The sequence below is a fragment of the uncultured Bifidobacterium sp. genome, assembly GCF_945269915.1.
Taxonomy (GTDB): domain Bacteria; phylum Actinomycetota; class Actinomycetes; order Actinomycetales; family Bifidobacteriaceae; genus Bombiscardovia; species Bombiscardovia indica.
Genome location: NZ_CALYOY010000016.1, coordinates 15,322 through 36,603 on the forward strand (window position 1 = coordinate 15,322; position 21,282 = coordinate 36,603).

The following is a 21,282-nucleotide window of genomic DNA, read 5'->3' on the forward strand; positions in this document are numbered from 1 at the left end:
AGATAAGAGGGGACATGACGGATATGGAAGACCAGCAGGGGGCCCAGGAACCCCAGGAAGCCGGCGGTCGGGATGACCAGGCACAGCCCCGGTACGGGCGGCATGTGGAACCCGCATACGGTGCACGGGCCGACCAGTATCCGGGGTGGAACCCGTATGTCTTCGGCAAGCCGGACCCTGAACCGGTCAGGAGCGATGCCCAGCCCGCCCCCGGTTCGGACAGGCAGGCGGTGCCCGGGTACTCCCGGATGGCCGGACAGGGCAATCCCGGAGGCGGTTCCAGGCATGTAACAGACGGCATCGACCCGGACGACCCGGCACAGAACCCCAGCTATGGTCACTGGGATCCCTACGCCATCATTGCCTTCATCATGGCCATCTTCCTCCCTGTCCCACTCCTTTCGGCAGTCCTGGGAGGAATCTCCATATACAGGACAAGGATGCTCCACATGAAGGGGTACGGGTTGGCCCTGGCCGCCGTCGTCATCAACGTGCTCTATACCCTGGCCTGGCTGTGGATGATTACCTCCGGTGTCTCCATGGACGACCTCACCCGGCAGATGCTCCAGTCCGCCGTGCCTTCGTTGCCTGGTGATTCCGGCGGTACCGGTAGCGGCGATGGGGTGCGCGCCTGAAGCGCGGCTGCTTTGAGCCCGTTTCCGGTTCTGGCAGATAGTCTTTCAAGCAGTGTTGATGGGCCGTCCGGACCTTGCGCCCGGGCGGTCTTCGTATATCCAGACCGGATCGGCAAGAGGTTCGACACGCCAAACTGCATAAGTATGCAAATATCTGCATGATTATGTAGAATGGGGCAAGATCAGTGAGAGGAGAAAGCATGCGGGAGTATTCGGTGGCGGTGGCAGGTGCCACCGGCTATGCCGGGACCGAGGCGGTCCGGCTGCTCTGCGCCCACCCCGCATTCGTGGTCGATACCCTGACCGGGTCAACCTCGGTGGGTGATTCCTTCGGTGACCATGCCCCCCACATCCCGGCCCTGGCCGACGAGGTCATCCAGGAAACCCGCCCGGACATTCTCAACGGTCATGACGTCATCATCATGGCCCTGCCGCATGGATCCTCGGGCGCCCTGGCCGAGGACCTGGACCCGGACGCGCTGGTGGTGGATCTGGGGGCAGACCACCGTCTGGAGCACCGGCGGGATTGGGATGACTACTACGGAGGCCCCTTCCATGATTGCTGGACCTATGGCCTTCCTGAGCTCATGCTCGGTGGGGGATCGAGACAGAGGCACCGCCTGGTCGGGACCCGCAGGATTGCCGGCCCCGGTTGCAACGTGACGGCAGTCACCCTGGCCATCCAACCGGCCCTGGCGGCCGGCCTGGTCCGGACCGATGACCTGGTGGCCGACCTGGTTGTGGCCTATTCCGGGGCCGGTAAGACCTCCGGCCGGATGGACCTTCTGGCCGCCCAGGCTCTCAACTCGGCCCATCCTTACGGTGTGGGCGGCTCCCATCGGCACATTCCTGAAATCATCCAGAACTGCAGGCATGCCGCTGGCCCCCAGGGGGACCGGGACGAATTCAGACTTGGGTTCACACCAATCCTGTCCCCCATGTCAAGGGGGATTCTGGCCACGGTTTCGGCTCCCTTGACCCGGAAGGGCTTGGACCTTTCCGAAGAGGACATCCGTTCCATCTGGGCCGGGGCCTATGGGGATGAACCCTTCGTCAGGTTCCTGCCGCAGGGCGTGCTGCCTGCAACTGCGGACGTTCTGGGGTCCAACAATGCCCAGGTCCAGGTGGTCCTGGACAGGCCTGCACAGCGCCTGGTGGCCTTTGCGGCCATCGACAATCTGACACGGGGCACCGCCGGACAGGCCGTGCAATCCATGAATCTAGCGCTGGGTCTGCCCGAGCAGACCGGATTGACGACCATAGGAGTGGCACCATGAGCGTGACATATGCGGCGGGATTCCAGGCAGGGACCGCCAAGGCCCACCGTCCCGGGGGGTCGGACCGAAAGAACCTGACCATGGTCGTCAACCGGGGGCCCATGGATACGGCGGTCGGGGTCTTTACCCCCAATCGCTTCCGGGCTGCCCCGGTGATCTGGACCGAACGGATCCTGGCGGACGGCCATGCCGGGGCCGTGGTCATCAATTCGGGTAACGCCAATGCCTGCACGGGTCCGGAGGGGTTGGAACAGACCAGGAGCACGGCCGTCCGGGCTGGTGGCCTCTTGGGGCTGGAACCGGAACGCGTGGCCGTCTGTTCCACCGGAATCATCGGTCACCTGCTTCGCCTGGACGCGATCCTCTCCGGGGTGGACCAGGCCCATGCAGACCTGGACGGAGGCGATCGGGCCGGTGCCGAGGCCGCCAAGGCCATACTGACCACCGACACCACCAGCAAGACCGTGACCCTGGACGGATCCGGCTACCGGCTGGGCGGCATGGTCAAGGGGTCGGGGATGATTGCACCGCAACTGGCCACGATGATCTGTCTGATCACCACCGATGCCGTCCTGGACCCGGCCCAGGCCCGGGCGGCGCTCGGACAGGCCTGCGGCACCAGCTTCAACCGTATAGACGTGGACGGCTGCATGTCCACCAACGACACCGTCCTGCTCATGGCATCCGGGGCTTCGGGGGCCAGCCCCGACCCGGAGGAGTTCCAGGCCCTGCTCGACCGGGCCTGCTCCGACCTGGCCCGTCAGATCATCGGGGATGGCGAGGGGGCCCACCATCAGATCCGTATCCGGGTCCAGGGGGCCGAGAACCAGGATGCGGCCCTGGCCTGCGCCCGGGCCGTGGCCGGTTCCAACCTGCTCAAATGCGCAGTGGCAGGAAATGATCCCAACTGGGGAAGGGTGGTCTCCTCCCTGGGGACCGTCCCCGAATCGGTGGCCGCTTATGATCCTGCCCGGGTCAGCGTGGACTTCAACGGGGTCAGGGTCTGCGACGGGGGCAGGCCAAATCTCGATCCCGACCTGGTGGACCTTCAACCCGCCGAGGTCCATATCGATATCGACCTGCACCAGGGTGCGGCCCGGGCTGATGTCTGGACCGATGACCTGACCCATGACTATGTGACCATCAACGCCGATTACTCCAGCTGAGACCAAGGGAGAAGGATGGCAGCAGGAATGGATGCGAAGGAGGGGACGATGAGTGACCCGGTAGATCGGGATGGCAGGGTCCGCATGGACCTTGACGACAGCCGGAAGGCCGAGGTCCTGATTGAGGCCCTGCCCTGGCTGGAAGAGTTCGCCGGCCAGCGGATCGTTGTCAAATATGGCGGGAACGCCATGGTGGACGACCACCTGAAGCAGTGCTTCGCCCAGGATATGGTCTTCCTCCGCCAGGTCGGCATGCATCCGGTGGTGGTCCACGGGGGCGGTCCACAGATCACCCGGATGCTGGATGCCCTGGGCATCGAATCCGTGTTCCGCGGTGGCCTGCGAGTCACCACCCCCGAGACCATGGAGGTGGTGCGCATGGTCCTGACCGGGCAGGTCTCGCGGGAACTGGTCGGCCTCATCAACGCCCATGGCCCCTTTGCCGTCGGCCTTTCAGGAGAGGACGCATCACTCTTTTCGGCCAGCCGTTGTCAGCCTCTGGTTGAGGGCAGGCCCCTTGACCTGGGTCTGGTCGGTGAGGTTGTCGGCGTGGATGCCTCCGCCGTCGAGGACCTGATTGAAGCGGGTCGAATCCCTGTGGTCTCTTCGGTGGCCCCGGATGAGAACGACCCCACCCAGGTCCTCAACGTCAACGCCGATGCCGCAGCCGGTGCCCTGGCCTCGGCCCTGGGCGCCCGGAAACTGATCATCCTGACCAACGTGGAGGGGCTCTACCGGGAGTGGCCCAGGGAGGACTCTTTGGTCTCCAGCATCGGCACCGACCATCTGGAAGGGATTCTGGGTCGGATGCACGCCGGGATGAGGCCCAAGCTGGAGGCCTGTCTCCAGGCCGTCAGGGGAGGAGTGGATGAGGCCCACATCATCGACGGCCGCCGTCCCCACTCCATCCTCAATGAGATATTCACCCAGAACGGGATCGGGACCATGGTGGTTCCCGGCGACGGCATCACGATGAGGGGGTCCCATGACCATCAAGCCCAGTGAAACCATGATGGGTCAATCGGGGAAGGCGGCCCCTGGAGGGCCGGCCACCACTCCGGCCGGTCCCCGCAGCCGGGATTGGTTGGCCCGCTATGGTAAGGCCCATATGAACGTCTTCGGCCTGCCTGCCAGGGTCATGGACCATGGCCAGGGTGTCCGCATCTGGGACCTGGACGGGAACGCCTACCTGGACATGATGGCCGGCATAGCCGTCAATGCCCTGGGATACGCCCATCCTGCCTGGAACCAGGCCCTGGCCGACCAGGCCTCCCGGATGGCCCACATCAGCAACTACTTTGCCTCCCGGCCCCAGATCGAGCTGGCGGAACGCCTCCTGTCCATTTCCGGTGCACCGGAAGGGTCCCATGTCTACTTTGCCAATTCTGGGACGGAGGCCAATGAGGCCGCCCTGAAGCTGGCCAGGCTCCATGGCAACAAGCTGCCCCACCCGAACGGCACAGGTCCAGCCAGGATCCTGGCCCTGACCAGGGGGTTCCATGGACGAAGCATGGGGTCCCTGAGCGCCACTTGGAAACCGACCATCCGCGAACCCTTTGCGCCCCTGGTTCCTGGCCTTGAATTCGTGCCGGCCGGTGATGCCGGTGCCATGGAGGCGGCCTTTGCGGATGAGACCAAGGGGCCGGTCGCGGCTGTCATCATGGAACTGATTCAGGGGGAGTCCGGGGTCAGGCCCCTTGACCCGGACTATGTCGCCTCGGTTCGTTCCCTCTGCATCGACCACCATGCCCTGATGGTGGTCGACGAGGTCCAGACCGGCATGGGGAGGACGGGGTACTGGTTCGCCTTCCAGGACCCGACCCTGTCCGGAGGCGCCAGGCCGGACCTGCTGACCTTTGCCAAGGGGGTGGCCGGCGGCTTCCCCATGGGTGGGATGATCGCCTTCGGCCAGGAGCTGTCGGAGGTACTCACCCCAGGCATGCACGGGTCCACCTTCGCTGGAAGCCCCCTGGCTTCGGCCCTGGGGCTGGTAACCCTGGAAACGATTCGGAAGGAGGGGCTTCTGGCCAATGCCCAGGCCGGCGGTGAGCGGCTTCGTCAGGGAATCATGGACACGCGCAACCCCCTGTATGTCGGCGTCCGCGGGCGGGGACTCCTGGATGCGGTCCAGCTGGCCCACACCTGCTCGCACGCCCTGGCATCATGGGCGCTGGACCATGGGCTGATCGTCAACGCGGTGGCTCCCGATGCCATACGCCTGGCCCCGCCATTGGTCATCGGTCCGGACGACATCGACCAGGCCGTCGACATCCTGTCGCAGGTGCCAGGCGATCTGCCGGATGATTGACCGACCCGGCCGGGGTTCCGGGCAGGACAGGGTTGGAGCCAGAAGAGTGATGCATACAGAGACCATCAAGGAAGACGAGCGAAACGGATTCGGAGGAAGCGGATGGCAGACAGCCTGAGGCACATGCTCAGGGACGATGACCTGAGCCACGAGGAGCAACTGGAGGTCCTGAGACTGGGTATGGCCTTCCGACAGGACCGCTATCTGGCCCGCCCCTTTGAGGGTCCCCAGGCCGTGGCCATCATCTTTGACAAGCCCAGCACCCGAACCAGGTCCAGCTTCTCGGTGGGGGTGGCCGAACTGGGCGGGTACCCCCTGGTCATAGACAAGAACGGTTCCCAGCTGGGCAGGGGCGAACCGGTGGCTGATACGGCCCGGGTCCTGACCCGGATGACCTCGGCCATCGTCTGGCGCACCTTCGGCCAGGACCGTGTGGAGACCATGGCGGACAAGTCCACCGTCCCCGTGGTCAATGCCCTGACCGACTCCTTCCACCCCTGCCAGATCCTTGCTGATTTCCTGACCCTTGCCCAGCACAGGGGTGGGGTCGATGCCCTGGCCGGGATGACCATCGCCTACCTGGGTGACGCGGCCAACAACATGGCCAATTCCTACCTTCTGGGCGGGGCCGTGGCCGGTATGAACGTCAGGGTGGCAGGCCCCAACGGCTTCCTGCCCGACTCCGGCATCGTCGAACAGGCGACCGCCCTGGCGGCACGGAACGGCGGTTCCATCCTGGTCACCACGGATCCGGACCAGGCCGTGGACCAGGCCGACTGCATCTTCACCGACACCTGGGTCTCCATGGGCGAGGAAGACCAGACCGCCACCAGGTCCAAGCCTTTCTGGGACTACCAGGTCAATGCCACACTGATGGACAAGGCCAAGCCCGATGCCCTCTTCCAGCACTGCCTGCCCGCCTACCGCGGCAAGGAGGTGACCGCCGAGGTCATCGACGGCCCAAGGTCGGTGGTTTGGGACGAGGCCGAGAACCGTCTCCACGCCCAGAAGGCCCTCCTGACCTGGTTGGTGGCCCAATCCACCGGGAGGATGGACCTGCTCAGGGGGGTGGCCCGATGAGACCGATCTCCAAGGTGGCCCGCCTGGATGCCATTCGGCAGGCCCTGGCCCGGACCCGTGTCAATTCCCAGCAGCAACTGGCCGAGATCCTTGACGAGCAGGGGATCGATGTGACCCAGGCCACCCTCAGCCGGGATCTGGATGACCTCCATGCCACCAAACTGCGCTATCCGGATGGGACCATGGCCTACTGGATCCCCGACACCACCGACCAGTCCGTCCTGGATGCCGGTGTGCCGGTGGGGGGCGATGCCGGTTCCGAGAACAAGACCGAGCTCTACCTCTCCAAGGTCCTGACCGGTCTGATCACATCGGTGGTACGGGCCAGGAATCTCCTGGTCGTCAGGACGCCGGCAGGTGCGGCCCAGTATGCGGCCTCGGCCCTGGACCGTCAGCCCCTGGAGGGGGTTCTGGGTACCATCGCCGGTGATGACACGGTACTGATCATCGCCGCTGACGATGCCAGTGCCAAGAGCCGGGCCGACTGGCTCCTCTCCATCACCTCCGGGGAGGAACCCTCCTCGGCCTGAGTGGTGCCGGCACCATCATCGGACCAACCCCGGGTCAACCTGCAAACCACAAGCAACCGTCGAACCAACGAAGAACCAAGGAAAGAAGCAGTGTCATGAGCGAGAAGAACCGCATCGTACTGGCCTATTCGGGTGGACTGGACACCTCGGTGGCCATTCCCTACCTGAAGGAGCGCACCGGCAAGGACGTGGTGGCCGTCTCACTGGATGTGGGTCAGGGCGGCGAGCGCCTCCAGACCATCAAGAAACGTGCCCTTGCCTGCGGGGCCGTGGAGTCCTACATCGTCGATGCCCGTGATGAATTCGCCTCCGAATACTGCATGCCCGCCCTCAAGGCCAATGCCATGTATGAGGGGGTCTACCCGCTGGTCTCCGCCATCTCCAGGCCTCTGATCACCAAGCATCTGGTCCGGGCCGCCCACCAATTCGGGGCCGACACCATCGCCCACGGCTGCACCGGCAAGGGGAACGACCAGGTCCGCTTCGAGGTCTCGATCATGTCCATCGATCCGACCATCAAGGCCATCAGCCCGATTCGCGACCTGGGCCTGATGCGCGACGTGGAGATCGCCTACGCCAAGGAACACGACCTGCCCATCGAGCAGACCGAGAAGAGTCCCTACTCCATCGACCAGAACGTCTGGGGGAGGGCCATCGAGACAGGCTACCTGGAGGACCCCTGGAACGGCCCCACCAAGGACGTTTACTCCTACACCGACGACCCGGCCTTCCCCCCGGTCGAGGATGAGGTGACCATCGACTTCGAGAAGGGGATCCCGGTCAGGATCGACGGCAAGGAGGTCACCCCCCTCCAGGCCATCGAGGAGATGAACCAGCGTGCCGGTGCCCAGGGCATCGGCCGGGTCGATCTGATCGAGGACCGACTGGTCGGCATCAAGTCCCGTGAACTCTACGAGGCACCGGGCGCCGTGGCCCTGATCACCGCCCACCAGGAGCTGGAGAACTGCTGCCTGGAGCGCGAGCAACACCGGATCAAGCGCGACATCGACAAGCGCTGGGGGGAGCTGGTCTACGATGCACAATGGTTCTCGCCGGCCGTCAGGTCCCTCAACGCCTTCATCGAGGAGACCCAGGAGTATGTGAGTGGGCGGATCCGCATGGTCATGCATGGGGGAAGGGCCGTGGTGACCGGACGCCGTTCCGACACCTCCCTCTACGACTACAGGTTGGCCACATACGAGTCCGGTGACAGCTTCGACCAGGACGCCTCCAACGGCTTCATCGAGATCTACGGCCTGCCCGACAGGGTGGCCGCAGCCCGTGACGTCCGTTTCGGCAGGGGTGTGGAAGTGCCGGACCAGACGGTCGAGTAGGAGCAATTGGAGAGGAACAGGGACGCGCGTCCGGCCAGGGATTCCCTATCCGGGCAGGGGCGCGGGGGAAGTGGAGGACAGATGCAGCAGGCTGATCAGGCCAAGGATGCTCCCGGGGATCGGGGGATGGCCCTCTGGGGTGGACGATTCAGTTCAGGTCCCTCGCCGGAACTTGCCAGACTGAGCAAGTCGACACAGTTCGACTGGCGGTTGGCCGATGACGACCTGGCGGGTTCCCGTGCCCATGCCCGTGCCCTGGCCAGGGCAGGCCTCCTGACCCCGGAGGAGTTGAAGGCCATGGAGGATGCCCTGGACCGGCTCCAGGATCAGGTCGACTCCGGCACCTTCGTCCCCGATGATGCCGACGAGGATGAGGCCACCGCCCTGGAGCGGGGCTTGATCGACCTGGCGGGTGACCGGCTGGGCGGGAAACTGAGGGCCGGCCGTTCCAGGAACGATCAGATAGCCGCCCTGATCCGCATCTGGCTGCGTCGGCACGCCCGTATCGTGGCCGGGGAGATCCTGGCCTTGGCCCATGCCCTGATGGACCAGGCCCAGAAGGCCGGAGGAACGGTCATGCCGGGGCGGACCCACATGCAGCACGCCCAGCCCGTCCTCCTCGCACACCAGCTCATGGCCCACGTCTGGCCGCTGATCCGCGACCTGGAACGCCTGGTTGACTGGGACAAGCGTGCCGATGCCAGTCCGTACGGATCCGGTGCCCTGGCCGGGAACACCCTGGGACTGGATCCGGATGCCGTGGCCCAGGAACTGGGGTTCTCCCGGGTCAGCGCCAACTCAATAGACGGGACGGCCGCCAGGGATGTGGTGGCCGAGTTCTCCTTCATCGCCGCCATGGTCGGGGTCGACGTCTCCCGCCTGGCCGAGGAGATCATCATCTGGAACACCCAGGAGTTCGCCTTCGTCCGTCTGGACGATGCCTACTCGACCGGTTCCTCGATAATGCCCCAGAAGAAGAACCCCGACATAGCCGAGCTGGCCCGGGGGAAGGCCGGCCGTCTGATCGGCGACCTGACCGGTCTCATGGCCACCCTGAAGGGCCTGCCCACCGCCTATGCCCGTGATCTCCAGGAGGACAAGGAGGCGGTCTTCGACCAGGTCGACACCCTGGAGGTCCTCCTGCCCGCCTTCACCGGGATGGTCGCCACCCTGTCCTTCCATAAGGACCGTCTTGAAGACCAGGCGCCGACCGGGTTCGCCCTGGCCACCGACCTGGCCGAGTGGCTGGTCAAACGGGGGGTTCCCTTCAGACACGCCCATGAACTCTCCGGGGCCTGCGTCAAGCTGGCCGAGGGAAGAAACTGCGAGCTCTGGGATCTGAACGATCAGGACTTCATCAAGGTCTTCCATGACTACCTGCCGGCTGACCAGGCCCCGAAGGTCCGCGAGGTCCTTTCGGCCGGCGGCTCCGTTCAGGCCCGGAATGGTCGCGGGGGTACCTCGCCGCGACGTGTTGCCGAACAGATGGAGGAGGCCAGGGCCCTCCTGGCCGACCTTGACGGGTTCGCCCAATCGACCTCCGATGGTCCGGCCTATCACATGCCGCAGTAAGCCTGTCGCAGGTACCTGAGTTACAATTCCATCTCGGTACATGGGATGAGGCGGTTCCCCAAGGGTCCGCGGAGTCTGCCGATTCCCGGATTCTCGGTGGGAAAGGCAGTGGTCGGTTATGAATCCTGCGGTGCTGGTCGAGGCCTGGTGGGCCAAGCATCATGTGAAGTTGGCCGCCGAACCGGCAGGGGAACGTCAGGGAACATGCAGGGTACCGGACGCATCGTCGGCTTCCTCCGGGGATGCCGAGCCCCTGACCATGGTCGCCGTCGGTGATTCCATGTCGGTCGGGTGCGGAGTCACCGACCAGAGCCAGGGGTTCATCCCCGACATCGCCCAGTCCCTGGCCGTACGCCTGGGCAGGACGGTCAGCTGGTCCACATATGGCCGTCTCGGGGCCACCATCCGCCGGGTGCGGTACCGGCTCCTCCCGGAGGTCACGGGCCACGCCGACCTTCTCGTGATCTGCGCCGGATCCAACGACATCATGGCCAACCGCTCCTGGGAGGAGTGGCGGACCGACCTGTCGGCCACCGTTGAGGATGCCAAGTCCAAGGGCACCAGGGTCCTGGTTCTCAGCTCTGGCCAGCTCTACCGGGATCCGGCCCTGGGCAAGGCCCTGCGGGCCGAAGTGGAACGGCGCATCGACCGGCAGACCGCAATCAGCGAGGAGATCTGTGCCGGAGCAGGGGTGACCTACGTGGACGCCACCCATGACGACGTCGGCACGGATCGTCAGGACTTCTGGGGCATCGACCACTTTCATCCCGGGTGTGAAGGCTACCGGCGCATGGCCGAATGTGTGGTCTCCAAACTGCCCGAGGCCTTCGTGGGTGACCTTCGTTCCCTTTGATCGGGTCGTCGGCATCCATCTCCCTTTTAGGCGAAACAACGGGCCTGAAACCGGTTCCTGTGTCGCCCTCATTTGCAAGAATGGATAGGTTACGACCATATTCGCGAGAATTTGATAGGGAGTTGCCTCACATGGCACAGGTCACTGATTTCAAGGAAGCGGGATTCGACTCGCTTTTCGGCGAGCTCAAGTGGCGCGGTCTCATAGCCCAGTGTACGGATGAGTCCGAGCTGAAGAAGACCCTGGGTGATACTTCGGTGACCTATTATTGCGGGTTCGATCCGACCGCCCCCTCCCTTCATGTCGGCAACCTGGTCCAGCTGCTCAACATGCGTCACCTCCAGGCCGCGGGTCTCCACCCCATCGCGGTCGTCGGGGGCGCCACCGGTCTGATCGGCGATCCCCGCCAGTCCGGCGAACGTACCCTGAACCCCAAGGAGACCGTTTCCGGGTGGACCGAGCGTCTGCATAGACAGATCGGCCGTTTCCTGGATACCGAGGGTGACCAGGCCGTCCGCTTCGTCAACAACTTCGAGTGGACCGGGTCCATGAGCGTCATCGACTTCCTCCGTGACGTGGGCAAGAACTTCCGCATGGGAACCATGCTGGCCAAGGACACCGTGGCCCGCAGGCTCAATTCCGACGAGGGGATCTCCTTCACCGAGTTCAGCTATCAGGTCCTCCAGGGCAACGACTTCCTGGAACTCTTCGACCGATACCACTGCACCCTCCAGCTGGGCGGCAGCGACCAGTGGGGGAACCTGACCTCGGGACTGGACCTGATCCGGAAGGTGCGCGGGGCCGGCGTCAACGTCATGACCAGCCCCCTGATCACCGATTCCCAGGGCAAGAAGTTCGGCAAGTCCGAGGGGAACGCGGTCTGGTTGGATTCGACCATGTTCAGCCCCTACCGCTTCTACCAGTTCTGGTTCAACCAGCCCGACGACCAGGTGGTCAAGCTCCTGAAGACCTTCACCTTCCTGCCGAAGGCCAGGATCGAGGAGCTGGAGCAGGAGGTGGCCACCAACCCCGGTGCCCGCGAGGCCCAGAAGGTCCTGGCCTGGGAGGTCACCAGCTATGTGCACGGCGACCGTGCCGCCCAGGGCGCCATCGATGCCTCCGGGGCCCTCTTCGGCCGTGGCAAGTCCCTGGACGAACTGGAGGAGGATGTGCTCGACAGCGCCCTGGATGGTCTCAAAGTGGAGGATGCCTCGGGTGGACGGGTCTTCGCCCCGGCCCAGGTCGGTCAGCGCGTGGTTGAAGCGGGTGTAAGTGCCGGTCTCTTCAAATCGGTATCCGAGGCCAGGAAGACCGTCAAGTCCGGCGGGCTTTACCTGAACAACCAGAGGGTGGAGGACCAGGACAGGGTCCTGGATGAGAACGACTTTCTGCATGGGCGTTTCGCTCTGATCCGCAGAGGAAAGAAGGCCCTGGGCGCTCTTGAACGCCGGGCCGACAAGTAGGAATAAAGGACACAGATGGCAGAAGAACACAGTCACTCCCGCAACGACCGGGGTCACTCCGGCGGCCCTCGCTCGGGGGGTTCCCGCTCAGGCGGTTCGCATTCGGGTTACCGCGGCAAGGGCGGCTACCAGGGCCACGGGTCCTCGGGTTCCAGGGGAGGCGGATACCGGGGAGGTTCCCGTTCCGGTGGCTTCCGGCACGGGTCGGGAGATTTCCATGGCCATCGCGACCGGCAGGATGGCCAGGGTGGTGGGGACCGCAGGCGTGATGACCATCAGGGCCAGTACCGCCACGATGACCGTCGTTCGGGGTATGGCGACCACCGCCAGGGTGGAAACCGTCAGGGTGGATACCAGGGGCGTCGCAACGATGATGAGCGTCGTGACGGGTATGACCGCCATAACGGCTATGACGGTCGTGGTGACAAGGATCGCCGTGACTTCCAGAAGAGGGGCAACCGTAATGACCGCGGCGGCCACCGTTCCGACAACCGTGGCCATGATGGGTACCGTGGCCACTCCGGGGGCCGTGGCGGATATGGTTCCAACCGGGGTGGCGCCTTCCATGATCGTCGCCAGGGAGAGGACCGCGGGTATCAGCGCCGGGACGACCGCCGTCAGGATGACAGGCGCCGGGACGACCGCAACCAGGGCCAGGACCGCTGGTTCGACCGTCATGAGGACCGGGGCGGATTCCGCAGGGATGACAACCGAGGTTACTCTGGTGGCAATGACCGCCGCAATGATCGGCGTGACGACCGTCATGGAGACAACCGTGGCTACGGCCGCAGGGATGACAATCGTGGTCATCGGCGTCGTGACGACAACCGCGGTTACGGACGTCGTGACGGTAACCGCGGCTATCAGCGCCGGGATGATCGTCATGACGATCGCAGGTCCAGAGGGTACAGCGACAGGCGTCAGGGTCACGGCGATGACCGTCGTCGCGACAATGGCTTCAACCGTTCAGGTGACCGTAGTGGCCAAGGCGGCTATGAGAGGCGTGACTCTCGAGGTTATGACCGTCGCAATGACCGTGGCGACAACCGCAGGGGCTTCTACCGGCGCGACCGCCATGAGGGCTATGACCAGGCCCGCCGCAACTCCGACGGGACCATCTCCTATCCCTCGCAGAACCCCTATACGGACCGTCGCCCGGGTGAGCCCAAGATGCCCAAGGGTCTTGAGTGGTCCATGCTCTCCAAGGACGAACGCGAACGCCTGCGCGGCCTGAGCAAGGAGCACGCCGAGAACATCGGTCTGCACGTCCTGGCAGCTTATGCCCTTGAGGAGAGCGATCCCGAGGGGGCCCTGGCTCATGCCAAGTGGGCCGCCAAACAGGCTTCCAGGATCGACCTGGCCCGGGAAACCCTGGCTCTGGTCTCCTACAGGCAGGGTGACTACAAGCTGGCCCTGAAGGAGTTCCGCACGGCCTACCGGATGAACGGGTACCCGGATTACCTTCCCTTCATAGCCGACTGCGAGCGGGGCCTGGGCAATGCCCGCAAGGCCATCGAAGAGGCCACCTCCGGGGAGGCCCGGAAGCTGACCGGTGAGTCCAAGGTCGAGATGTTCCTGGTCTACGCGGGTGCCCTTGGCGACCTGGGTCTCTGGGACAAGGCCATCGAGACGGTTCAGGCCCTGGTCAAGGCCAGGGGATTGAGCGGGGACTACCGGATGCGTGCCGTCCAGGCCGAGCAGAACTTCCTGGACCAGGCCGGTCGTCCCGAGGAGGCCCTGGAACTGGAACCCTTCCTGGAGAAGCTTGAGGCCCAGTACGCCGACGAGGAAGAGGACCCGGATGTTCCACCCAAGGAGATCCTGATCGACTACGACCTGGAGCATCTGGACGATTCGATGATGGAGCAGCTCTCCATCGATCCGCACGATGGCGACTACCTGGATCAGCTGGATGCCGATCGGTCTGCACGGTTTGTCTGGGGTCGGGATCCTGTCCGCCCCGAGGTGCTTCCCGCCCGGGTCGGCTGGATTCCTTCGGTCATTGCCGGTCAGCATGGCGGACAAACCGGCGAGGCATCCGACGAATCGGCCGACAGGGACTCCGTCCAGGTGTATGAAGATCTGGACGATACCCAGGATCCGGTTGCCGATGGAGATTCGGAAGACCGGGCCTCAGACGCCTTGGACGAGGCGGACCGGGCCAGGGAGGATTGATTCATGACCGCATTCCTGAAAGGTGCCGAAACCTCACTGGCCCGGACCTACCGTCTGGCCCTTCTCGATCTGGACGGGGTGGTCTACCGCGGAGCCGACCCCATCAGGAATGCGGCCACGGGTATATCCCAGGCCGAATCGCAGGGGATGACCATCTCCTACACCACCAATAACGCGTCCAGGACCCGGAAGGCCGTGGCCGACCAGCTGCGTGGGTTCGGACTGAAACTCGATGACCAGCAGATCATCACCTCATCCATCGTGGCGGCCAGGATGCTCCGCCATAATCTGCATGAGGGTGCCAGGGTCCTGGTCATCGGTGCGGATCACCTCCGTCAGGAGGTCAGGGCCAACGGGATGGAGGTTGTCGATAAGGCCAAGGATCATCCCGAAGCCGTCATTCAGGGCTGGAATCCCAAGCAGAACTGGGAGGAGCTTGCCGAGGCCTCTTATGCCATCGGCCAGGGGGCCCGTTTCTTCGCGACCAACATGGACCGGACCATCCCCCGGGAGGGCGGCATAGCTCCGGGCAACGGTGCCATGATCGAGACCGTGGTCATCGCCACCGGTAGGACGCCCGAGGCCTCGGCCGGCAAACCCGAATCAGCCATGTACGACGAGGCCCGTCAACTTCTTGCCGGCAGCGCGGGGCCGATTCCCACCAAGGACTGCCTGCCGGTGGGCGACCGGCTGGATACCGATATCGAAGCGGCCAACCGGGGCGGATACGAGTCCCTGGTGGTCCTGACCGGCGTGGCCAGCATCGAATCCATCATTCTGGCGGAGCCCCAGTACCGCCCCACCTATATCAGCGCTGACCTGCTCGGACTCGTCCAGCCCCATTCCGCCCCGGGGAAGTCGGCGGACCAGGTCTGGCATTGCGGACGTGCCGGGGCTGTCCTGCGGGATGGAGTCTTGGACCTGCGGGCTGAAGATACAGCGACCGGGCAGGCTGAGGACGGGAGGCCATACGATCCCGGTGCAGACCTGGATGCCGTCCGGGCCAGTGCCTGTGCCGTCTGGGAGTATATGGACCGGGGTCATGATGTGCATGATCTGCGTCTTCCTCAATTCAGGATCGGTGTCTGAGGGGTATGGGGAGCCAGGAAACCGGTAAGGACCGTGGTGGGCCTACGCCCATGGACGTGCTCCTGGCCGGTAAGATCAAGAGGCCCTCAATGGCCGTACCGCGGACAGAAGTCTCCTCCGATGCTGTCGAGCAGGGGGCGGAACACGTCCCTTCTTCTCCATCCTCTTCATCGGCCGGAGTTCCTCCTGCTGGGAACGAGTCTGAAACCTCCGGTGGGGGTACGGAAGGCATGGAGGAACTGGTCAGCCGGTTCCCTGAACTGGCCCGGGTGGATGACCTGGGTCTCGAGGAGCAGGTCAGGATATTTCAGAGTGCCCTGGATGCACTCCAGAAGGAGTTGCATGGCCAGGACTGACGATGCGGGAATCGCAGGTGAGGCGGAGTCCGGTGCCTCGATAGAGGGGTCCGGCCGTCTGGATAAGGCCATTCAGGACCTGGGACTGGCGGATTCCCGCTCCCGGGCCCAGCGGCTGATCCTGGAGGGTTCGGTCCGTCTTTCCGGCGTGGTCTGTACGAAACCCTCGGCCAAGGTCAAAGCCGGTGACGTGGTTCAGGTCGACAAGGGTCCCGACTACGCTTCGCGCGGGGCCTACAAGCTGGCCGGTGCCTTCGGTGCCTTCGAGCCCATGGGGCTGCCCAGTCCGGAAGGCCGCCTCTGTCTGGATATCGGAGCGTCAACCGGCGGTTTCACCGACCTCCTCCTGCGCAAGGGGGCCAGCAGGGTCATCGCCCTCGATGTGGGCGAGGATCAGCTGCTCGACCGCATTGCCCAGGATCCCCGGGTCATAGGGATGAGCGGGGTCAACATCCGCGATGTGGTCCCTGAAGATCTGCCCTACCGGCCCGACTACGTGGTCTCAGACGTATCCTTCATCTCATTGACTTACGTAATCCCCGTCATTCCGGCTCTGGTGGCCCCTGGCACCCAGTGCATCCTCCTGATCAAACCCCAGTTCGAGGTCGGCAGGACCCTGCTGGGCCATCATGGTGTGGTCACTGAGGAGGACCGCCGTGTCCAGGCCGTGGAACGGGTGACCAGATGCGCCCTGGAATCAGGTTTCGAAGTCAAGGGTCAGGTGCCATCACCCATAACCGGAGCCCATGGCAATGTCGAGTACCTGCTCTGGCTGTCGAAACGCAGGCAGGCCTCCGACGGATAGTCCTATATCGAGACCGTCTCGATTCTGGATAGTCAATATCGGAAACGGCTGTCTTGACGGAGCTCTCCGACCGAGCCGGTCCCTTCAAGTCCATGCCCCTTGTGATGGAGACCCTATAGAGTAGGGATGGTATTCCTTGTTCACCTGGTTCAGGTGAACAAGGAGGACAGATGCCGACCGATGTCTGTCCTGGGTTTTCAAGCCCGACGGGGAGAGTCGATGGAGTGGTGAGGTACGAATCATGCGCAGGGCTACCGTGTACGATGTTGCCGAGCGGGCTGGTGTTTCCATTGCAACCGTCTCTTTCACTTACAGACAGCCGAATCGGGTGCGTGAATCGACACGGCGTAAGGTTCTTGCCGCCGCTCGGGAACTGGACTATATACCCAGTGCCAATGCGCGTGGCCTGGCCAAGGGACGGACAGGTGTGCTGGGCTTGTACTCCTTTGATCTTCTTTTGGAACACCCCCTGGGTCAGGGGAATCCTGCCTCTGACGTTGGATTGAAATCGGACGTGGACTCTGACCTGGACGGAGCAGAGCCCAATATCCGCGCCTACCCTCTCTATGTGGACGAGGTCCAACGGGGGTTCGAGCTGGAATGCTGGCATCAGGGTCAGGCGGTCCTGCTGAGCAGCTCGGATGACGGGAAACGGGGGGAATCAATCACCGATCTGGCAGGACGAGTGGACGGGCTGGCGCTCTTCTCCTGGGGAGAGAGTCCTGAAGCATTGAAACGGCTGGCCAAGACCATTCCGGTAGTCATGCTGAGCCAAAGCAAGGGCGACTTGCCCGTCATGTATCTTTCCTTTGATAATGAATCCGGAATGAATCGGATCGTCGACCATCTGGTGGATGTGCATGGGGCCAGGCGGATTGTTTTCATCGGTACCCTGGATTTCCCTGAGGTGGGTGTGCGACTGGATATTGTGAAGCGACGGGTGCACAAGCGGGGCCTTCCGGCGTGTCGACCAATCGACGCCGTTTTGGATCATCGGGTGCTTTACCAGGCCTTGGCCCATGTGGTTCGTGAGGATAAACTCCCGGATGCCTTGGTCTGTGCCAATGATCAGATGGCACTGTCCGTCATGGATGTCCTCCTTGATTTAGGTATCCGTGTCCCAAGGGATGTCATTGTGACGGGCGTTGATGGCATCCTGGCCGGGAGATTCGCCACCCCAGCCCTGACCACCGTCCAACTTTATATGGAACGGTTGGGGAGGCTGGCGGCCGATAGCCTTGCCGAGAGGGATGGACAGCCTTGGAAAGAGCCTCGGAGCGCCATGGCGCCGGCAAGGCTGGTTGTCAGAGAGAGCTGTGGTTGCCATGGTCAGGCGGTCTGACGTGCGTGTCGTCCGCCCGTAGTCATCCAAATCAGTATATTGGCGTTGGTGCCTTGTCCGACCGTTTGACCTTTAGAATCTAAGCGCATAGACTATAAACTGCAATCTAAGCACTTAGATTTGTATTATTTCGTATTTATTCGAGGAGGAATGTAATGCAGAGAATAATGAAAGGGGCCCGTGTGACGGCTGCCGTGGTCTGCAGCCTGGCTGCAATGGCCGGAATGTCAGCCTGCGGGCGTACCGAAGGTGGAGACGCCAAGGGCAATGGTTCCGCTGTTGCCAGCATCGACAGCAAGCCGGCAAAAGGAGATCTGACGCTCTGGGCCATGGGTGCCGAGGGGGAGAAGCTCCCCGAGCTGGTCAAGGACTTTGAAAAGGAGAACCCTGACGTTCATGTCAAGGTGACCTCCATACCTTGGGCTTCCGCCCACGACAAGTTCCAAACGGCCATTGCAGCTGGCAATGGCCCGGATCTGGCCCAGATGGCCAACACCTGGATGGCCGATTTCGGCAATGCCTTCTCGACCGTACCGGGCAACCTCTCCATGGATGATATGGCCTCCGGTCCCGTTCAGGGCGGCAAGGTCGGCGGTAAGCAGCTGGGTGTGCCGTGGTATATCGACACCCGCGTCCTCTATTACCGCACTGATCTGGCCCGGCAGGCCGGTTGGGACCATGCTCCCAGGACCTGGGATGAGCTCAGCGCAATGGGCGAGGACATGAAGAGGCTGGACGGCACGGACTTCGGTCTCTACCTGAACCCGGCGGGCACGGACAACTTCATCGCCGATCTTCCGTTCGCTTTCTCGGCTGGTGCCTCGTTGACGGACAAGTCGGGTAGGAAGTGGACCTTGAACACCCCGGAGATGCGCAAGGCCATCACCTATACCAGCAATCTCTTCAAGGACGGCATAGCCGATGTGAATGCCGATACGAGCGCCGGTGCCAACATGGCCGCCTTCGCCTCAGGAAAGACCCCCATGATGTTGGAAGGCCCCACTGCCATCGGTCAGGTGGAGCAGGTAGGTGGTCCCGGTATGAAGAACAAGTTCACCACTGCTCCTCTGCCCAAGGGTGACAAGGGGTCGGTCTCCTATTCGGGAGGCAGCGACATGGTCGTGTTCAAGGACTCCAAGAGCCAGGATGCCGCCTGGAAGATGGTCAAGTGGATGAGCAGGCCTGAGACCCAGGCCAAGTGGTACAAGCTTTCCACCGATCTTCCGGCCTCGTCCAAGGCCTGGGAGGATCCTGAGCTGAAGGAAGACGACAAGCTGACCGCTTTTGCCACCCAGATGAAAAGCATGAAGACCACCCCGTCCGTCACCACCTGGGCACAGGTCAATGCTTCGGGCGATAAGATCATGGAGCAGATCAACAAGGGCGCCATCAGTGTTGACAAGGGCCTGGAGCAACTCCAGTCCGAGGCAGAGTCAGCCGGGATGGGCAACTGACCATGAGTCGTAAGCAGCCGTCGAAGGATACGGGGCGTTCGTCCTCGGTCCTACGTCGTAGGCGGACCCTCATCGCATGGGGGTTCGCCTTGCCCTTCACCCTTGTCTTCGTGGTTTTCATGCTCCTGCCCCTCCTGTCGTCACTGATGATGTCGTTTACCGATATCACCGCCAGGGACCTCAGGACCCCTTTCGATGTCAACTTCGTCGGGCTCCAGCAGTATGCGACCCTTTTCAAGGATCCTCAGTTCTTGCGATCCCTCGGTATCACCGGTATTTTCGTGGTGGTCGGTCTACCCATAACCATGGCCCTGGCGCTTTGCTTTGCCGTGGCCCTCAACAAGGGCGCCAAGCACTTGAACGGTTTCTTCCGGGCTCTGTATTATGCCCCGGTCGTGGCCAGCGTGGTGGCTGTTTCAGTGGTCTGGCGATATATCCTCCAGCGCAATGGACTGCTCAACGATGCCCTGGCCCTAGTCGGGATTCAGGGCCCGGACTGGTTGCATGATACCCGTTTCGCTCTGCCGGCTCTGATTGTCATGACCACATGGCGCAACATGGGTACCCTGATGATCATCTTCCTGGCCGGACTCCAGGCAGTCCCTGAGGACGTCAAGGAGGCGGCTGCCATAGATGGCGCATCCAGGACGAGGACTTTCTGGAGCATCACCATGCCCCTTCTGAGGCCGACCCTGCTCCTGGGGGCCGTGCTCCTGTCCGTGACCTACCTGCAGTTCTTCGAAGAATCTTTCGTCATGACCCAGGGAGGGCCCCTGAACTCGACGCTGTCTGCTTCCTACTATGTCTACCAGAAGTTCAGCTTCGGGCAGTACGGCTTGTCATCAGCGGCCAGCTACATCCTCTTCATCATCATCGCCTTGGTCAGCGCCCTGCAGTTCCGGGTGCTCCGCACGCAGGAATGAGGCAATCATGACTTCTGTATATTCCGGTTCTGTCCAGGCAGACCGGACCAAGCCCTCTTTGTGGAAGCGGTTTACAAGGGGACGCGGTCTTACCTATACGGTTCTGGCCGTGGTCGGTTTGGTCTGGATATTCCCCTTCATCTGGATGGCCCTGGGCTCGATCAAGAGCCAGGGGGAGATTCTCGCCACCCCGCCCACCTTCTGGCCGAAGAACCCGACGCTGGAGAACTATGCCAAGTGGTTCGGAGAGCTGAACTTTGGGACCTACTTCGTCAACAGCATGATTGTTGCGGTGATTACGGTCCTGGGGAACGTGGTCTTCTGCTCCATGGTCGGATATGCGCTGGCCAAGATGGATTTCGCTGGCAAGCGCATTCTCTTCGGAGCCGTCATGATCACCCTTATGGTGCCCAGTGTCTCGACCTTTGTGCCGCTCTTTGTCATTGTTTCCAACCTGGGGTTGTCCAATACCTATTGGGCCCTGATCCTGCCTTTCCTCACTCAGCCCATTGGTGTATTCCTGATGAGGCAGTTCATGATGGGGATTCCGGATGCCCTCCTGGAGGCGGCCCGGGTGGATGGTGCAGGTGAGCTGAGGATCTTCTGGTCCATAGTCCTTCCCCAGTGCGGGCCGCCTCTAGCGACCCTGAGCATACTGACCTTCCTGGCCTCCTGGAACAACTTCCTGTGGCCATTGGTCGCTATGCAGACCAACGATCGTTATACCCTGCCGGTGGCGCTTTCCCTGTACTCGACAGGGCAGAACGCCACGAATTATGGAGTCCTGCTGGCAGGTGCGGTCTTGGTCATTACGCCGATACTCCTGCTTTTCGTGGCCCTGCAGCGTTACTTCATCCAGGGTGTAGCAATGACCGGCATCAAGTAATCCCAGCTTTTGTACCCCGGACTCTATTTGGGGC

Annotated in this window: 19 protein-coding genes; all 19 read left to right on the forward strand. The window is 63.0% G+C overall.

Annotated elements, in window-relative coordinates; genetic code table 11:
- Positions 1–14 precede the first annotated feature (14 nt).
- Positions 15–635, forward strand: a complete 621-nt coding sequence (locus Q0K62_RS04270; protein WP_297316743.1) for a DUF4190 domain-containing protein — start codon at positions 15–17, stop codon at positions 633–635.
- Positions 636–835: 200 nt separating this feature from the next.
- Positions 836–1,912 carry an N-acetyl-gamma-glutamyl-phosphate reductase gene (gene argC, locus Q0K62_RS04275; RefSeq protein ID WP_297316744.1) on the forward strand — a complete coding sequence of 359 codons (1,077 nt, stop codon included), beginning with the start codon at positions 836–838 and terminating at the stop codon, positions 1,910–1,912.
- Positions 1,909–3,078 carry a bifunctional glutamate N-acetyltransferase/amino-acid acetyltransferase ArgJ gene (gene argJ / locus Q0K62_RS04280; protein WP_297316745.1) on the forward strand — a complete coding sequence of 390 codons (1,170 nt, stop codon included), beginning with the start codon at positions 1,909–1,911 and terminating at the stop codon, positions 3,076–3,078. The genes argC and argJ overlap by 4 nt, the downstream gene beginning before the upstream one ends.
- A gap of 48 nt (positions 3,079–3,126) precedes the next feature.
- The gene (gene argB, locus Q0K62_RS04285) at positions 3,127–4,083 is read left to right on the forward strand and encodes an acetylglutamate kinase (protein WP_297316767.1); all 957 of its coding nucleotides are present in this window, start codon (positions 3,127–3,129) and stop codon (positions 4,081–4,083) included.
- On the forward strand, positions 4,064–5,386 hold the full coding sequence (locus tag Q0K62_RS04290; protein WP_297316746.1) for an acetylornithine transaminase: 1,323 nt from the start codon (positions 4,064–4,066) through the stop codon (positions 5,384–5,386). Before argB ends, Q0K62_RS04290 begins: the two co-directional genes overlap by 20 nt.
- A 102-nt stretch (positions 5,387–5,488) precedes the next feature.
- The gene (argF, locus tag Q0K62_RS04295) at positions 5,489–6,466 is read left to right on the forward strand and encodes an ornithine carbamoyltransferase (protein ID WP_297316747.1); all 978 of its coding nucleotides are present in this window, start codon (positions 5,489–5,491) and stop codon (positions 6,464–6,466) included.
- Positions 6,463–6,996: an arginine repressor gene (locus Q0K62_RS04300; protein WP_297316748.1), complete on the forward strand. Its 534-nt coding sequence runs from the start codon at positions 6,463–6,465 to the stop codon at positions 6,994–6,996. The genes argF and Q0K62_RS04300 overlap by 4 nt, the downstream gene beginning before the upstream one ends.
- Before the next feature lie 95 nt (positions 6,997–7,091).
- Entirely contained in the window at positions 7,092–8,330 is a 1,239-nt protein-coding gene (locus Q0K62_RS04305; protein ID WP_297316749.1) for an argininosuccinate synthase, read from the forward strand.
- Positions 8,331–8,411: 81 nt separating this feature from the next.
- Positions 8,412–9,902, forward strand: a complete 1,491-nt coding sequence (argH, locus tag Q0K62_RS04310; protein ID WP_297316750.1) for an argininosuccinate lyase — start codon at positions 8,412–8,414, stop codon at positions 9,900–9,902.
- Between the two features lie 118 nt (positions 9,903–10,020).
- Entirely contained in the window at positions 10,021–10,755 is a 735-nt protein-coding gene (locus Q0K62_RS04315; protein WP_297316751.1) for an SGNH/GDSL hydrolase family protein, read from the forward strand.
- 131 nt (positions 10,756–10,886) lie between these two features.
- Complete coding sequence (gene tyrS / locus Q0K62_RS04320) at positions 10,887–12,218, forward strand: tyrosine--tRNA ligase (RefSeq protein ID WP_297316752.1); 1,332 nt, start codon at positions 10,887–10,889, stop codon at positions 12,216–12,218.
- Positions 12,219–12,233: 15 nt separating this feature from the next.
- Positions 12,234–14,393: a helicase gene (locus Q0K62_RS04325; RefSeq protein WP_297316753.1), complete on the forward strand. Its 2,160-nt coding sequence runs from the start codon at positions 12,234–12,236 to the stop codon at positions 14,391–14,393.
- Between the two features lie 3 nt (positions 14,394–14,396).
- A complete protein-coding gene (locus tag Q0K62_RS04330) occupies positions 14,397–15,482 on the forward strand; it encodes an HAD-IIA family hydrolase (protein ID WP_297316754.1) in 1,086 nt (361 codons plus the stop codon).
- Positions 15,483–15,712: 230 nt separating this feature from the next.
- Positions 15,713–15,838, forward strand: a complete 126-nt coding sequence (locus tag Q0K62_RS04335; RefSeq protein WP_297316755.1) for a hypothetical protein — start codon at positions 15,713–15,715, stop codon at positions 15,836–15,838.
- Entirely contained in the window at positions 15,825–16,643 is an 819-nt protein-coding gene (locus Q0K62_RS04340) for a TlyA family RNA methyltransferase (RefSeq protein ID WP_297316756.1), read from the forward strand. Before Q0K62_RS04335 ends, Q0K62_RS04340 begins: the two co-directional genes overlap by 14 nt.
- Positions 16,644–16,884: 241 nt before the next feature.
- Positions 16,885–17,985 carry a LacI family DNA-binding transcriptional regulator gene (locus Q0K62_RS04345; RefSeq protein WP_297316757.1) on the forward strand — a complete coding sequence of 367 codons (1,101 nt, stop codon included), beginning with the start codon at positions 16,885–16,887 and terminating at the stop codon, positions 17,983–17,985.
- Between the two features lie 182 nt (positions 17,986–18,167).
- Positions 18,168–19,439: a sugar ABC transporter substrate-binding protein gene (locus Q0K62_RS04350; RefSeq protein ID WP_297316758.1), complete on the forward strand. Its 1,272-nt coding sequence runs from the start codon at positions 18,168–18,170 to the stop codon at positions 19,437–19,439.
- Between the two features lie 2 nt (positions 19,440–19,441).
- Positions 19,442–20,362 (forward strand): sugar ABC transporter permease, encoded by a 921-nt coding sequence (locus tag Q0K62_RS04355; RefSeq protein WP_297316759.1) that lies wholly within the window; start codon positions 19,442–19,444, stop codon positions 20,360–20,362.
- A gap of 7 nt (positions 20,363–20,369) precedes the next feature.
- Positions 20,370–21,248, forward strand: coding sequence for a carbohydrate ABC transporter permease (locus Q0K62_RS04360; RefSeq protein ID WP_297316760.1), 879 nt, complete (start codon positions 20,370–20,372; stop codon positions 21,246–21,248).
- Positions 21,249–21,282 lie beyond the last annotated feature (34 nt).